The sequence below is a fragment of the Algimonas ampicilliniresistens genome, from assembly GCF_030159955.1.
GTDB lineage: Bacteria > Pseudomonadota > Alphaproteobacteria > Caulobacterales > Maricaulaceae > Litorimonas > Litorimonas ampicilliniresistens.
Genome location: NZ_BSNK01000002.1, coordinates 107,660 through 123,682 on the forward strand (window position 1 = coordinate 107,660; position 16,023 = coordinate 123,682).

The 16,023-nt window shown below is 57.5% G+C and carries 13 protein-coding genes; 4 read left to right on the forward strand and 9 right to left on the reverse strand.

Annotated elements, in window-relative coordinates; genetic code table 11:
* Positions 1-14 precede the first annotated feature (14 nt).
* The 7 genes from QQL54_RS08525 to QQL54_RS08555 all read right to left on the reverse strand — a co-directional run bounded on the left by QQL54_RS08525 (position 15) and on the right by QQL54_RS08555 (position 11,029).
* Complete coding sequence (locus tag QQL54_RS08525; protein WP_284389620.1) at positions 15-2,099, reverse strand: protein-disulfide reductase DsbD family protein; 2,085 nt, start codon at positions 2,097-2,099, stop codon at positions 15-17.
* An 80-nt stretch (positions 2,100-2,179) separates the two neighbouring features.
* The gene (gene purH / locus QQL54_RS08530) at positions 2,180-3,814 is read right to left on the reverse strand and encodes a bifunctional phosphoribosylaminoimidazolecarboxamide formyltransferase/IMP cyclohydrolase (protein ID WP_284389622.1); all 1,635 of its coding nucleotides are present in this window, start codon (positions 3,812-3,814) and stop codon (positions 2,180-2,182) included.
* A gap of 100 nt (positions 3,815-3,914) precedes the next feature.
* Complete coding sequence (locus tag QQL54_RS08535; protein WP_284389624.1) at positions 3,915-5,912, reverse strand: polysaccharide biosynthesis protein; 1,998 nt, start codon at positions 5,910-5,912, stop codon at positions 3,915-3,917.
* A complete protein-coding gene (locus QQL54_RS08540; RefSeq protein WP_284389626.1) occupies positions 5,909-7,492 on the reverse strand; it encodes a heparinase II/III family protein in 1,584 nt (527 codons plus the stop codon). The genes QQL54_RS08535 and QQL54_RS08540 overlap by 4 nt, the downstream gene beginning before the upstream one ends.
* A 136-nt stretch (positions 7,493-7,628) precedes the next feature.
* Positions 7,629-8,303 (reverse strand): ribulose-phosphate 3-epimerase, encoded by a 675-nt coding sequence (gene rpe, locus QQL54_RS08545; RefSeq protein ID WP_284389629.1) that lies wholly within the window; start codon positions 8,301-8,303, stop codon positions 7,629-7,631.
* A gap of 182 nt (positions 8,304-8,485) precedes the next feature.
* Positions 8,486-9,283 carry a hypothetical protein gene (locus tag QQL54_RS08550; protein ID WP_284389631.1) on the reverse strand — a complete coding sequence of 266 codons (798 nt, stop codon included), beginning with the start codon at positions 9,281-9,283 and terminating at the stop codon, positions 8,486-8,488.
* A 147-nt stretch (positions 9,284-9,430) separates the two neighbouring features.
* Positions 9,431-11,029 (reverse strand): RsmB/NOP family class I SAM-dependent RNA methyltransferase, encoded by a 1,599-nt coding sequence (locus tag QQL54_RS08555; protein ID WP_284389634.1) that lies wholly within the window; start codon positions 11,027-11,029, stop codon positions 9,431-9,433.
* A gap of 288 nt (positions 11,030-11,317) precedes the next feature.
* On the opposite strand from QQL54_RS08555, the gene QQL54_RS08560 reads away from it, so the two are divergent.
* Both QQL54_RS08560 and QQL54_RS08565 read left to right on the forward strand, forming a co-directional pair.
* On the forward strand, positions 11,318-11,524 hold the full coding sequence (locus tag QQL54_RS08560) for a DUF1674 domain-containing protein (RefSeq protein ID WP_284389636.1): 207 nt from the start codon (positions 11,318-11,320) through the stop codon (positions 11,522-11,524).
* An 85-nt stretch (positions 11,525-11,609) separates the two neighbouring features.
* Positions 11,610-12,530, forward strand: a complete 921-nt coding sequence (locus QQL54_RS08565) for a hypothetical protein (protein WP_284389638.1) — start codon at positions 11,610-11,612, stop codon at positions 12,528-12,530.
* 792 nt (positions 12,531-13,322) lie between these two features.
* Here the strand turns inward: QQL54_RS08565 and pyrF are convergent.
* Positions 13,323-14,024, reverse strand: a complete 702-nt coding sequence (gene pyrF, locus QQL54_RS08570) for an orotidine-5'-phosphate decarboxylase (protein WP_284389640.1) — start codon at positions 14,022-14,024, stop codon at positions 13,323-13,325.
* Between the two features lie 11 nt (positions 14,025-14,035).
* The gene (locus QQL54_RS08575; protein WP_284389641.1) at positions 14,036-14,854 is read right to left on the reverse strand and encodes an SDR family NAD(P)-dependent oxidoreductase; all 819 of its coding nucleotides are present in this window, start codon (positions 14,852-14,854) and stop codon (positions 14,036-14,038) included.
* Between the two features lie 54 nt (positions 14,855-14,908).
* On the opposite strand from QQL54_RS08575, the gene QQL54_RS08580 reads away from it, so the two are divergent.
* Both QQL54_RS08580 and QQL54_RS08585 read left to right on the forward strand, forming a co-directional pair.
* Positions 14,909-15,229, forward strand: coding sequence for a hypothetical protein (locus QQL54_RS08580; protein WP_284389644.1), 321 nt, complete (start codon positions 14,909-14,911; stop codon positions 15,227-15,229).
* Positions 15,230-16,015: a sterol desaturase family protein gene (locus QQL54_RS08585; protein WP_284389647.1), complete on the forward strand. Its 786-nt coding sequence runs from the start codon at positions 15,230-15,232 to the stop codon at positions 16,013-16,015.
* The last annotated feature ends 8 nt before the right edge of the window (positions 16,016-16,023 follow it).

The following is a 16,023-nucleotide window of genomic DNA, read 5'->3' on the forward strand; positions in this document are numbered from 1 at the left end:
CCGTTAGAAATTTATCAGGTCCCCTTAAGCGTATTTAATAACATATCGACCGTCAGGATTTGAGGGAGAACTTGCCCCCTCACGGAATTGTCAGACGCTGGAAAGTATAGGTAAAGCGGCACACCAGCCCGGCCATAACTTTCGAGCTCACGGGCGATAACATCATTCTTATTCGTCCAATCTGCGATCAGAAACGCGGTGTTTGTCTCTGCAAAAGCCTGTTTCACAGAGTCGGTTTTCAACACCAACCGCTCATTGACCTTACACGTCACACACCAGTCAGCCGTGAAATCGACAAAGACAGGACGGCCCTCCGCGCGCAGTTCAGCGACCCGTTCCGGACTCCATGCATCTGTCGCGATATCAGCCGAACCAGTGGCTGTCTCAGTCCGAGCTGCAAAGGGCAAAGCTATCGCAAGAATGATGGTGGCTACGCCGACGATCCGCCATATCCCCTTGCGCTGCAACAGCCAAACGGCCAGCGCGAAAGCGAGCATGGCCAGCAGGACCAATCCCATGCCGTCGACGCCCGCTTGATTACCCACGACCCAAACAAACAACAAACTCGCAGCGAACATCGGAAATGAGAGGAATTCACGTAAACGAACCATCCATGGCCCTGGCTTTGGCAATTTTGATAACAGACCTGGTGCGTAGGCGAACAAGATAAACGGCGCAGCAAAACCGGCCGCGAGCGCCGCGAAAACCAACATCGTCACGAACGCAGATTCAGACAAAAGGGCATATCCAACCGCAGTAGCCATGAAGGGGGCCGCACAAGGCGTTGCGACAAGCACGGCTAATGCGCCCGTAAAGAAAGACCCGCTAAGTCCGCCTCGCCCTGCGAGACCAGCGCCAGTACCTTGATAAGTCCCACCCGCAATTTCGAACACGCCGACCAGATTGAGCCCAACAGCAAAGAGCAACAGTGCCATCAGACCCACAAAGATAGGGTTCTGTAGTTGGAAGCCCCACCCGAGTTCTGCACCGCCTGCTTTGATAGCCAAAAGCACGACCACCAAAATCGCGAAGGTCGCAAAAATCCCGAACGCATAAGCCCACGCTTCACGGCGCGCGACCGCGCGTTCGCTATGGGCTGACTTGGCGAGACTCAGCGCTTTCAAGGAGATGACGGGGAAGACGCAGGGCATCAGATTTAGAATGAGGCCGCCTATGAACGCGCCAATAATAGCGCCGAGTAAGCCAATGGGTGCGCCCGAAGGTCCAGAACCCCCTGGAAGATTACCTGCGACGGCACCCACCGCAATGGCGGGGCCTGGCGCAACACTGACAATACGTCCTGTCCGCTCACCGTTAAGATCAAACGCCAGCACGCCTGATTGTGAGCCGGAAAACCCATCTTGCCAGCCAAAGCTTGCGCTCGTGTCGATCTGGATCCCATCTGGGCCGACGCTCACAACTTGGGGGTCGGAATGGACTAAGAGTGTTTTGTCATAGGGGAAGAAATAGGCGTCCGAAAAATCACCCTCGGGAAGGTCAGAAAATTGGATCGACAAGGCCGCGCCGTCGGCCTGCATGGCCGCACGGACCGCAATCTCGCGCGGAGCTTGACCAATCGCTTCAACGATTGCGGCAGCGTTTTCATCGTTCAGATCCGCCGTCTCGGACACTTGCAAAACGATCCGCAACGTACCGTCTTCGGGAATGCAGATATCATAACAAACGAGGTAATAGACCTGCGCCTCAATCTCGAGGATCGAGCCGATCGCGGCATTCTCAGCCACGGTGAACGCGACCGGAAAGAGCGGAGCACCCTCAAATCCGTAATTGATAATCGGTCCTGTCGGAATGGTGTCGGGCAAGGGCCAGACAATGTCGTCCGCGCTAAGCGCGTCGGGCAGAATCCACGTAATCTGGACCGGCTCACCACTGTCGCCGGGGTTACGCCAATAAGTGTGCCAGTTCTCGTCCAGCTCCGTCTTCAGGGCGATCTGAAACGTCTGCCCCGGCGTGACCGTATAATGAGAAGAGAGCAGCGACGCCTCGACCCTCCCCGTATCGACAGAGAGCGAGGTGGTCGCAAAAGCGCTCGTTGTCGCGATTAACCAGAGAAAGAGAGACAAGAACAGGGCGCGCATGAGCGAGCCTATAGGTTGATATCGTGAAGAAATCGACGCTTGACCCGGACCTCTGACGCAAAGGTGATTACAGCCAAGCTCTAATGCCTAAAGTGCCGCATCCCTGTGAACACCATGGCAAGCCCGGCTTCGTCAGCGGCTGCGATGACTTCGTCGTCGCGGATTGAACCGCCCGGTTGGATGATGGCGGTCGCGCCCGCAGCAGCAGCAGCGAGCATACCGTCTGCGAAAGGGAAGAAGGCGTCGGATGCACAGGCGCAGCCTTGAGTGCGGAGTTCATCCCAACCGGCGGCCTCTTTTGCGTCTTCGGCCTTGCGGGCTGCAATGCGGGCTGAGTCCAAACGGCTCATCTGGCCCGCGCCGATCCCAGCCGTGGAGCCTTCTTTTACATACACGATGGCGTTGGATTTGACATGTTTTGCAACACGCCACGCCATTTTGAGGTCCGCCATTTCGGTCTCGTTCGGCGCACGTTTGGTGACCACTTTGAGCGCGCCGTCAGCGACATGACCATTATCGCGGTCCTGTACAAGAATACCGCCCGCTACATTCCGGTAGGTGAGCGACGCATCCGACGGGTTGGGTAGATCACCCGCAATCAACAGACGTAGGTTCTTCTTTTTAGCAAAGACCTTGATCGCAGCCTCTGTGGCGTCGGGCGCAATCACGACTTCGGTGAAGACCTTCACAATCTCTTTGGCCGTGTCTTCGTCTAGTAAGCCGTTCAGTGCGACAATGCCGCCAAAGGCACTGACGGGGTCGCAAGCAAGCGCGTTTTTATAGGCTGAAATGAAATTATCCGCGACGGCAACGCCGCACGGATTGGCGTGTTTGATGATCGCAACGGCGGGTCGGCGACCGCTCCGGGCATCACCAAATTCCGCGACCAGTTCATAGGCCGCGTCCGTATCGTTGATATTGTTGTAGGACAGAGCTTTACCTTGGAGCTGGTCCGCGGTGGCTACGCCGGGACGGTCCGATCCGTCGGAATAGAAGGCCGCCGTCTGGTGAGGATTTTCACCATAGCGCAGGCTTTGACGCAGTGAGCCGCCTTGGGCGCGGTATTCCGGCGCCATATCGCCGCGAACGCCAGCGAAATAATTACTAATTGCCGCATCATAATGAGCGGTGCGCGCAAAGGATTTATGCGCCAAGCGTTGGCGCAACGTGCCCGACGTCTGGCCATCATTATCGCGCATTTCCGCAATCACGGCGTCCACATCATCTGCATCGACACACACCGCAACATGGGCGTGGTTCTTCGCCCCTGCCCGAATCATGGCTGGACCACCAATGTCGATATTTTCGACACAGGTTTCATAATCGCCGCCAGCGGCCACAGCCTGTTCAAACAGGTAAAGATTGACGATCAACAGATCGATCGGACGGATATTATGCGCGCTCATCGCGTCGACATGGCTGGATAGATCACGCTCACCGAGCAAGCCGCCATGTACCATTGGGTGCAGCGTCTTAACCCGGCCATCCATCATTTCCGGAAACCCGGTTAAATCCGCTACATCGCTGACGGCAATTCCCGCATCAGCAATGGCGCGTCGCGTGCCGCCTGTACTGACCAGTTCGACGCCAAGATCGGACAAGGCTTTGGCCTGATCAATCAGACGCGACTTATCAGAGACAGAAATCAGGGCGCGCGCGACTGGGCGGCGACGGTCTGGATCAAAAGGTTTAAGGTCAGGATTAGGGCTAGGCATGGTCGGTCCGTCGAAGAGAAGAGGAATGGACGCGGGCGCGCTATCACGGTCCGCAATCTCAAACCAGACGATCCAGACGGTTTACTGTGAAGAAGGCCATCTACTGTGAAGAAGGCCCTGGTCGCGGGGATTTCAGTCCGGGAATGTTCGCCGGCGCAGGTAGATCGTGGATTGGCTGTAGCCCGTCCAGCGTATCCTTTGGCGCATAGCCTTTGAGCAAGCCGGTCAAGGCCTTCTTGATCTGCACCCGATCCCGTCGGTCAATCGCATCGAGAAGAACATCAACCCGCCGCAGGATTGACGTCGGATCAACCACAAGCGCATCAAACCGCGCCACGCCCGATACCGGGGTCGGCGACAACATCTCTTCACTATGGGTGAGACGCTCTGTCAGTTTTTCGCCGGGACGCAAACCTGTATAGAGGATTTCGATATCTTCCTCAGGAACCTTGCCCCGCAAACGGATCAGGTTGCGGGCCAGTTGCGCGATATTCACCGGATCGCCCATCTCCAACACATAGATATGCGCTGTTTCAGCTTCCTGCGCGGCGTTGAGGGCCGCAGCCTGCAGCACGAGCGACGACGCTTCTTCAACCGTCATGAAATACCGGTTCATATCTTCATGGGTGACCGTGACGGGTCCGCCCGCCGCAATCTGTTCTTCAAATAGAGTGACGACTGAGCCGGTTGAGGCCAGCACGTTCCCAAAACGCACGGCGGATGCATGCATAGTCGGCACCTGACTCTGACGCGCGAGTGTCAGCAATTCGACCACACGTTTGGACGCGCCCATGACATTCGCCGGGTCCACAGCCTTGTCCGTTGAGATCAAAACGAAATGCTCAACCCCGTAAATTTCGCACATGTCGAGCGTGACATGCGTGCCCAAAACATTAGTCCGGAGCGTCTCGACCGGGTTACGTTCACCTGACGGCACATGTTTCAACGCTGCCGCATGCAGCACAATTTCGGGCCGTTCAGCTGCGAAGATTTCGTCCATGCGCCCCGCGCTACACACATCACCCAAATAGGTTCGCCAAGGCGCAGAGTGGGCATAGGGTTGCAATGGCGCCAGATGGCGTTCCAAATTGAACAGGTTGAGTTCGCTTACATCCACTAGCGCAAGATGGCTGGGTGCGAGCCGGGCGATCTGCATGGAAAGTTCTGAGCCGATAGAGCCACCTGCTCCGGTAATCAGAACCCGCTTGCCAGAAATGAGCTGCGATACGGGCGTCATGTCGAGCAGACGCGGGTCACGCCCAATCAGATCGGCGGCTTCGAACCGAGTCAGACCTTTATTAGGTCCAGGCGCTGATCTTGATAGCGGTGCATCCAATTCAGCCGCCACTTTGATTAAATGCTGCGTGAGTTGGCGGTCGGGGTTGGGGTCCAGCGAGAGAATATGTAGGGGACGATCTCGTCGGGCCGCCAGCTTGCGATAGATGGGGGCCAAATCGTCCGGCTTACCGAGCACCGGCACTGAGCGGATTGAGCGTCCCGCATATTGCCCCGATGTTTCAATCAGGCCGACCGGATTAAAGCCCTTGGCGCGGTCGCGACGCGAGCTATCGCGCAGATAATTGTACAAATTAGACGCCTGTCCAACCAGAATAGCATCATGCGAAAAGTGCGAAGGTGAGCGGTAGAGCGCGCGCACATCACCATTGCGGATCACCATCGCGATCAGGCGTGACAGAATGATACCGAGCGCAAATAAAAGCCCCGCAATAAATGGGGCTGAGCGTGGGAAATGTTCGCCGCGTTCAAATCCCAAGAAGAGCACAAGCGGGACGATCAGCATAACAACGACAACGCCTGCGAGAAGGCGTCTGAAATCGGCAAGCGACGTGAACCGCCAGATCGCTCTATCCTGACGCATAAACGCCCAAACGAGAACGGCGACGATAGCCGCAACAATCGCTGAGCGATGATCAATATCGGCTTGGATGGGTCGGTTGATGGAATCATACCGCAAACGCACAGCCATCAACATGGCTAACCACGCCATAGCGCCGTCAAACAAAACCAGCGCTATGCTGATTAAGGCGCTATGCAGAGGTGTGCGGGCGTTAGATGTGTCGGACTTGTTTCGGGTCACGTTGATCGACCCCTGAGACGACGCAGTGACCAGCGCACACGATTGTCGCGTCCCTGACCATCTCCATCCCCTAAAGCGTTGCCGGAAATGACAAGCTGCTGACAGCGGACAGGGCGCGCCCCGCCAGCGAGATAGACGCTCGGTTCAACCGCTAATGGGCCACCATCCGTGCGGAAACGCCAGCCAGAACGGCCATTCTGCACAAGTAACGCGCTGGATAGATCCTGAGCGAGGCTCACGCGGACATCAGGATGGAAATGGAACCGCAGGGCAAAAGGAACAGGATCGCGTGAGAGCGGCGCGTCACCCATCGGCACAAACAAGCTATCTTCGCCACGAATATCACCGCCATCCTCACCTACAAATAACCTGCGTCGATGCACGAGGCCGTGCGCATCTTTATAACCGTCATGCGAGCTTTCCAACCAAATACCACTACTTTGCTCCTTAAGACGGGCACGCACGATACCGGAGTCTTCTGCAACCACTGCGCCAAGCGCGTCAGCCATAAAGCCGTCTTCGAGGATTTCGCCTGGCGAACGATCAGCCAAAGTTAGGGTTGAATGGGCTGCACTGGCCCGGACGGGTCGACGCCAATCTGGCGCAGCGGCAGGGTGCCACCCGCAATTCACCAGCAATCGACCTTCAGATGTCGAGATTTCCATAGCGAGCGGAGCCAAATGCGCATCAAGGTCATATGGGCGCGGTGCAACGCTCTGCGTATCAATCAAGACGACGCTCTCACCTGCATCGAGCCTGTGGTAGCCCGTATGCGGGCCATAGGCGAACGGTTGAGGATCGGACTCGCCACCATCGCGACCCCGAAGGAGCGCTGACACTCTGTCCGGGTCACCCTCATGACCACCATGGAAAACGGCCATCGCACCGTCCGTATGGCGCAGTGTCGCAACCATCGGCATGAGCCGATCAATCGCGCGCCCTAGCGCCCGCGACCCTTCCAAACCCGCCGCCTGCAAGACTGCGTCGGTTCCCATCAAAATCTCAAGGGCATCAAGCGTCGCCATGGGAGAACGGCTGATATGGCCGCCATCCGCAAGGATCTGCCCCGTTATTTCTTCATCAAGCCCATCAAGCGCGCGGGCTAAGACCGTCTCCGCTTTGTCGTTTAAACGGGCCCCAAAAATCACCAATGCAGCTTGGGCGCGGAGCATTGGTAGGCCCGGACTGACGCGCGACAAAGCGCGTCTAAGCGCCCGCATCTGTCCAGCATATCGCGCCGCGAGTTGACCGGTCGGATCTGGCAAAGCGGATAGGGCACGACCCCAGTTCAGACCTCTTCGGGCGAGGCGATCCGGCGCAAAGACGAAGCTGTTGCCGCCTGCAAACAGATCAGCCCATTGCACCGCTAATTGTCCGGCCTTCGCCGCGCCGCCCTGAGCTGTGAGAAGATCGAACAGCCAGTCAAAATCATGAATCCACCCGGCGTAGCGCTCTGACGGCATAGATACGGAGAAAGGATGGCCGTGAGCGCCGACATCGACAGTCTGGCCAGCAAAGCACCACCGCCCCGCCAATAATTCGGTCCCAGTTGACTTTTTGCCATAAGGCATGGCTATCATGACCGGGTTCAGCTTTGGCGGGCGCCCTCTCGACTTTCGCGTAGGCAAAAGTGACGCTGTAGCGCCAACCACAGACCGGCCCATGCGTGCGCGAAGCGCATCTGATATCGTGACGCGTCGGGTCAAACCGCGCCGATCAGACCGCCGCGCGGATTGGATCGGCGCGCAAGGCAGCAATGTTTTCGCTCAGAGATCCCGCCCCTTTAAAGACTGCGCTCCCTGCGACCAGAGCACTCGCGCCGGCAGAAATACAAAGCGGCGCCGTCTGGGGATTCACGCCCCCATCCACTTCTAGAACAATGTCTCGTCCAGTTTGATCAATCATCTTGCGCAAGGCTTCGATCTTACGAAGCTGGCTATCAATAAAGCTTTGGCCGCCAAACCCGGGATTGACGCTCATCACCAGAACAAGGTCGAGTAGATCAATAACCGGTTCGATTGTGGCGGCGGGTGTGCCGGGATTGAGCACTAGGCCCGGTTTCGCGCCGCGCGCACGGATCGCTTGCAGACTCCGATGAACATGGGGTCCAGCATCGGGATGGATTGAAAGAAAGTCCGCGCCGGCTTCTACGAACGCGTCAATAAACGGATCCGCGGGCGCAATCATCAGATGGACGTCAAAAGGTTTGCTGGAATGCGGCCGCAGCGCTTTCACAACGGCCGGGCCGATCGTGATGTTGGGGACATAATGGCCATCCATCACATCCACATGGATCATGTCGGCCCCAGCAGCATCAACATCAGCCACCGCCTGCCCTAACGCTGCAAAGTCAGCTGACAAGATGGACGGGGAAATCAGGACTTCGCTCACGGGCAGCCTCGATGTCAGGATGGTCTATGGCCGGTTATCCGGTCAGATTTGACGCGTTGGGCCGAAATATTCGGTTCGATCAGGCCCGTAGCAGCGCAAATACGGCTCTGCAACGCGCAGACACAACAAAGCCCGGCCCGGAATTAACCGGACCGAGCTCGATGTGTCGTAATTTGCCGCGCTTATTTGCGGATCGGCAAGTAATCGCTTGAGCTGTAAGTCGAACCCGACGTCGCGTAACCGGTATAGGTGTCGGCGGTTGTGGTATCGCTATATGTCTCGGTTGTCGCGTCACCAGAATAGATGGTGGTGGATCCAACAGTACAACATTCAGTCGTCAGAGCCGGAGCAACATAAGTCGAAGAATAGGTCGACGTTGTTGGGGCCGTGTATGACGATGAAGACGAGTAGCTGGAATAGCCGTGGCCGCTTTGCAGACACGTACCATCAGGTTGAGCCGATGTACCGGCTGGGCATTCCGCCATGCCACCTGAAGAATAGCTAGAGCTACCGTAAGATGAGCCCGTGTAGGATGTAGAACCCGTCGTGTAGCTGGTTGAGCCGCTTGAATAGCCTGTATAGTGCGAACCGCCATTTTGCATGCAGGTTCCATCAGGTTGCGATGTTGTGCCAGTCGGACACGGAGCGACTTCTGTCGAGTAAGACGGTGCCGCAATATGACCCGTCTGGCTGTAACCAGAATGGCTGACAACGCCAACGCCGCACGTACCGGTATTGCACGTATGGCTGCTTTCATAATCGTAGTGTGTCCCAGAATAAACCGGAGCCGTACGGATAGCTGGCGCACTTACGGTCGAAACACCGCAGTTCCCACCACAAGATTGAGCACTTTCATAATCATAATGCGTTCCACCGTAACGCGCGCTGGTGGCGTGGCTATTGGCGCAGGCTGTCAAGCCTAGAGCCGCAACGCCAGCAGTTGCCATCAGGCCACCGCGGAATAACTGTTTCGTGCTCATTAGAGCCTCCCATTTTGACACATCGCTGAGCGGTTCGCTTCAAGTCTCATGCCAGTTCAGTGCGTTTCTGCCTCAAACTGGGTTAATACCCTCTTTAAATCCAGTATTAGGGGTATTTCCGAGCCTTGTCCGCCTTTCGAGGTCTACCTATTCAGTCCGTTTCAGGACCGCGATGAAAAATCCGTCTACTCCCCGCCCATCTGGTGCGTCGGGCGGCAGAATGCGAAGCATTCCATCGTCCAATCGTCCGTCTGGCAGATCAAGACCCGGGATCTGTGTCAGCTTAACAAGGCCAAATTCAGGCATTGCCTTGCGAAACTTGTTCACCCGCGCTGCACCTTCTCTCTCCTGCAGCGAACACACGGCGTAGAGCAGCACACCACCTGGGGCGACGCATTTCGCCGCACGCTTGAGCAACGTGTCTTGGAGTCGGGTTAGAGGCGTAATATCGCGCTCACGACGATTATAGAGGACATCCGGGCGACGCCGGAACGTCCCCGTCGCAGAACAGGGCGCATCCAGTAGAACCGCATCGAACAGAACTTCAGGCTCGTAGTCATTGAGGTCTGATGTGATGACCGTCGCCTTGGAACCTGTGCGCTCCAAATTCTGGGTCAGACGCAGGGTGCGAGCTTCTGAGACATCGATCGCCGTCACCTCCGCACCCATCGCGCAGAGTTGCATCGATTTCCCGCCAGGCGCGGCGCAAAGGTCTGCGACGCGTTTGCCAGACAAACCCTCACTGGCCTGCTCCAAAATACGAGCAGGCAAGGCCGCCGCCATATCCTGAACCCACCAAGCGCCGTCCTGGAATCCTTCCAACGCCGTGACATTCCCAATTGAGTCGAGCCTGACCGTGGTCTCGCCAATAATCTGGCCACCTAAAGTTTTCGCCCAAGCCTCTGGGTCTTTTTTGACCGAAATGTCCAAGGGCGGGGACATGGACAACATAAGGGCCATGCGCCGAACCGTGGGTTTGCCGTAAAGGCGCATCCATTCGGACCGCAGCCAGCCGGGGATATTTTGCGTCGGTGGAACCTTCGCGGCTTCCGCTTTGCCGATTTCAGCCACCTTGCGCAGGACCGCATTGGCGAGTCCGGCGAAGGGTTCAGATTTAGAGTCAGCTTTTATGAGATTGACCGTATCGCCAACGGCGGCGTGGGGTGCGACGTCCATAAAGACCATTTGCGCCGTCGCCGTCTGTAGATAGGCCTGAACTCGTCCGGGCGGTGGACGCTGTATCAACGGGGCAAGCACCGCATCAATCTGGCCAAGCCGGCGTAGCGTCGTTGCTGCAATCGCCCGGGCAAAGCCCCGGTCGCGTGCATCCAAACCTTCGAGCGCTGGATTTTTGGCCAGTGATCCTTCGAGTCTGAACCCGCGACCCAGCACATCGCTAACGGCCATAGCGGCGGCTTTACGAGCTGCCTGGGCATTGGTCAGTTTTTCACGCGTTGGGCGCGGCCAAGCGCGTGCCGCTGGCTTGCCACCATCGCGACCGCCTCGATTATCATCTCTACGGCCGCCGTCTCTAGAGCCGGAAGGTCTACCGCCGCCTTTTGAGCCACCACGGGCGTCGCCAGACTTGCCTTTATAGCCACTGCCTTTGTTGTCGGGTTTGCCCCCGGGCTTCCCTTTAAACCCGCTGCCGCCCTTATAAGGAGCCTTGGATCCAGACCCCGTCTTTCGAGGACCTTTATTCGAGTCGCGCTTTGGACGATCAGATCTGTTGGTTGGTTCAGCCATGGCCGCGCCATAGGACAGACACGCGCTGCGGTCCATCATCCACCCCACGGCATCCACTCCTCGGCATTACCCGACGGCGGAGCGGAGAGTCCGCCCCCCCGACAGACCGAGACCAAACGCCACAGCACTTCAGAATGAGCCGCCTGTGACACATTTCCGCACAGCCTATGGTAAACAACGCCCTAGCGCGGGATTCACGCGATTTTCAGCCTTCCACTGTAACGAAAAGGCACATCGGGCGACTGCGTCCGGTTTGACGTAACGGGTCGCCGATCCTACGTCGTGGGTATGTCAAAGACAGCCCCCGACGATCTGGAAAATGCGGCTCCGGGCAAAGCTTTGCCGCCCGCCGCTGTGCGCGCCCTTAAAGAGGCCGCCGAGCGACGCCGGATCGAAGCCGAGCAAGAGCGTCCGACCGAACATCGTGGTCCGAGCGGCGAGGAGCCGACGCGATATGGGGATTGGGAACGGGGCGGCATCGCTTACGATTTCTAGCCCCTCACCCGCGCCACCGCCCTTCGCTGCATTGTGAATGAACGCGGACCGGAAATATATCCGGCCGTAGCGAAGTGGGAGTGGCATGATGGCCATCAAATTGGCTCTTCGGAGCATGGGCGCAATCGCGTTTTTAGGGCTGGTGACCGGACCCGCATTTGCGGGCGGGCCAGGGACTGCGCACACAGTTGTTGGACAGTGTAGCGGCATTGGAAACTGCGATTCAGGCGTCGCTTTTATGCCAGCACCAAGAGGCCATTCAGGTCCGATGACGGTAGAAAATCGGACGCCTTATGATTTTCTCGACAGCGTCCATTTCCAGCGTTCGCCGCATGTGTCTATCACCCGTATTCATAGTCTGAGCGCAAGCGTTGGTCTATCCGATGCACCGGCTGGATTTACCACTGGTTGCCATCCGCAGAGCACTGTTTATTGCCGTACCGGACATCAAACCGTTACGCCTGCGCCAGTTGTGCCGCGTCCCGCGGTGCCCCACCCCACTGTGCCGCATCCCTATGCGCACAAACCTGTGGCGCACCGCCCGGTTGTTCAACACCCTGTAGCCCCACCGCGCATTGTTGCGATTGGCGGCGGTTATGATCCGTCCAAATTCACGCCGCGTGTTTATGGCGATCCTTATACAATCACGCCGGGTATCGCCTATTTGCCGACATCAATCGTTGTCCGCGATCCACGTCAGGCACAAGCCGTGCTGGACACGGGTCAAGCGCGACCTAACCCGTGGACTCCTGGTGGTATCACGCCCGCCTATCTAGGTGTGCCCGTTCGTCCGGCTGTCCCGAATGTGCGACCACCCTATATAAACCCCCGCCCACCGATGGTCGGTGGCCCGGTGATCTACCCGCGTCCGCCTGTGGTTCATCCAAGGCCCATGCCGCCGGTCACATGTAAACGCCCCTTACCGGCCCCGCCTTACGTGCCTTTGCCGCACCCAACAGCGACCCCACCTTGTGGGTCTCCTCACGGATATAAAAGCCGCTACTAAAGTGGCCTAGACATCAGTCAGAAGGCCGCGGTCCAGACCGGACTGCGGCCTTCTGTGATTCTGACTAGAGCCGGACCTTAGACCCTCACCCATGACTCTGATTGGCACACACCTTGCAGCGCCTGAGCCGAAAGCTTCGAGTGATTTGAAGCACTTAAGGTTAACGCGACAGCACGAGGGTCCGCCATGTCCAAAATCATCAAAGGGTCACTTGGGCTCGTCGCTACAGTGTTGTTGGGAAGTGTGGCTCAAGCCGACACGCCCACCCATACAACCTGCGTTGTTCCGCCCAAACCCTGTGTAAGTTGTGTGGGCCCGAAGACCGGCACAAGCACATTACCGCCCCTATCATCCTACTTTGATCATCAGGCCCATTGCGGGAAAGTCTATAAGCCTGTGCCGAAGGTCGTGCACCACGCCCCGGTCCCGTCCTACAAACACCATGTCCCGAGACACCGTCCTAAGCACCACCCCAAGAAACCGTGTATAGTCGTGGTTCATAAGACGACCACCCAATGCAAAACAGTGATCATCAAAAATGTGCACCGTCCGATCGTGCATCCGCCGAAAATTCACCCACCGATCGTGCGGCCACCCGTTATTCATCCACCCGTCGTGCATCCACCCGTGATTCACCCGCCGCGTCCGCGATATGTTCGCGTGGTACGGCCCATCGTTCACGTGCCCTATCCGGTGCCGGTGCCCGTGACCTACCCGGTCTATGCGCCGTGCCCGACAGCCCCGTGTCAGCCGGTTCGTCGCTATTCGCGCTACGGCAATTAAGGACTGGCGCTAGCTGCGCCTGAAATCGGCGCCGTCAATCTCCGCCATTATGGCGCGGGCGGCGGCGGCTGGGTCATCGGCCTGTGTGATCGGTCGTCCGATCACCAAATGCGTCGCGCCAGATTTGAGCGCGGCCGACGGCGTCGCGATCCTTTTCTGATCACCGGCGGCAGCGCCCGTCGGGCGAACGCCCGGCGTGACGACTAAAAAACTATCCGGCACAGCGGCGCGTATTGACGCGGCCTCAAGCGGCGACGCTACAACACCGTCCATCCCAGCGTCGAGCGCCTGACGCACGCGTCGCATCACCAGATTTTCGGCATTGTCGTTATAACCAATGTCTTCCAGGGCCTTTTTGTCGAGCGATGTCAGGACCGTCACACCGAGAATTTTCAAGCTCGAACTGCCCTTCCCCCGAACAGCCGCCCGCATCACGTCAGGCCGAGCGTGAACCGTCAGTAATTGTGCATCAAGACCAGCAACCGATGCGGTCGCTTTTTCGACCGTCGCGTCGATGTCGTGGAATTTGAAATCAAGAAAAACATTTTTGCCCATGGCGCGCAGCTCGCGCCCCAATTCGACGCCGCCAATCGGTAAAAGCTGAAGCCCTATCTTGTAGCTTGCGACGCTCTCGCCGAGCCGCTCCACCATGACGCGCGCTTCTTCGACACTCGGCAGGTCGAGCGCAACAAAAACGCGTTCATCGGTCATGGTCTTTTCCATCAAGCTTCACCCGTATTGCGATAGCCGCCAGACATTTTCGCCATAATTTTCTTCACGCGTTTTTGCGGCAGAAAGCGACCCAGCCGAGCAATCGTGCGGTTGACCTTGCCCGGAATGAACACGTCTTCATTCGCTTCCAACGCATCTGCGCCAAGTCGAGCGCAGTCTTCGGCGCTCATCTTCATATAGTCGGGGAGCTGATTAATGCCTTCGCGTGTGCCGTTCACATCATGAAATTCAGTGATGGTAAAGCCGGGGCAGAGCGCGGAAACATGCACGCCTGTGCCGTCCATTTCCACATTCAGGCTCTGGCTGAATTTGATGAGATAGGCTTTCACTGCGGCGTAAAGCGTATGGCCACGGCTGCCCGGCATGTGGCCCGCAAGGCTCGCCACATTCATGACACGGCCAAAGCCGCGCTCAATCATGCCGGGGAGAAGCTTGTGCGTCATCTCGCACGGCACATCGACCATGAGCCTGTTGAAGCGGGCATGGTCCGCCCAAGGACTATCGAGATAAAGGCCCGTATGACCATAGCCGGCATTATTGATGACGCCGTCTACGATCAGTCCTTTTCCAGCGATCTCAGCCAGCATGACGTCTACGGCGCCGTCTTTCATCAGATCCGCCGTCACATGATCGACCGTCACGTCAAAGGCGGCTTCGATCTCCTTGCCCAAGGTGATCAAACGATCTGTCCGGCGCGCCGTGATGATCAAATTCCAGCCGCGACCCGCATATTCTTGCGCCAACGCAGCCCCAATCCCGGCGGAACCCCCCGTGATTAGCATTGTTCGCGCCGTTTTCCGATCCGCCATGCATGACCCCTTTGTCAGTTTTCTATCGCTCGCCCGCTTGCTAGACCCGCCCTCATGACAAGGCAAACTATTGGACGATCCGCGCTGCTTATGACGGCGGCTATCTGGCTTAGCAGCTGTAGCACGCTCGACTTTAAAGATGCCGAGCCTGAGAAATATATGGGTTTTGATTGCGAACAGCTCGCTCAGCTCTCTGAGAGCTATCGCGATACGGCTCAGAATATGGTCGGCGCAGACGGTATTAGTGAATTAGAACGCCGCAACGAACGTAACTCATCCATTGGTGTGCGCGGCAATGCTCGACCCTATGAAATTGAGCAGGCGCGTGATCAGCGCTCAATCGCTCTGGCGCGCCGCCAGAAGGGCTGCCTCTAATTGGACACCATCGCGCTGGCCCGGCTCGGCGTTTTTGTCGGCGTTCTCATTCTCTTCATCGGCTTAGAATGGGTGTTCCCAGCCCGACAGCGCGTCCTGCCGCGACTGGCGCGCTGGCGCACCAATCTGAGCCTATCTATTTTAGGGAGCGTCGTCGGTGCGGTCATGGCTCCGGTTTTGGCCGTCAGCATGGCCGCGCTAGCAACATCAAAAGGTTGGGGGCTGTTCAATCTCATCGGTCTCGACCCGTGGATTGAAGGCCTGATCGCTGTGATCTTGCTCGACCTCGCGGTCTGGGCGCAGCATGTCGCCTTTCACTATGTGCCGTGGCTGTGGCGACTTCATGCCGTTCATCATACGGACCGCGATCTGGACGCCACAACGGGCGTGCGGTTTCATCCGGTCGAAATCGGCGCCAGCTTGCTCTGGAAAGCGCTGGTCATTCTCGCATTAGGGCCGTCCATCATCGCGGTAGTCGTATTCGAAATTCTACTGAACGGCACGGCGATTTTTACCCATAGCAACACGGCCCTACCAGAACGTCTTGATCATCGTCTGAGACGGATCATCGTCACACCGACCATGCACCGCATCCATCATTCAACTGACCGACCGGAGACCAATTCCAACTACGGATTCAACCTGTCGATTTGGGATCACCTGTTCAGGACATACCGTGCCAAGGCCAAAGGGGAGCTAACCCTCGGTCTATCAGAGCATCAAACCGAGGAACCCGCGAAACTGCTCGCCTCGCTGACACTTCCCTTCCGGCGACCTAACCCCTAAACTGTTTC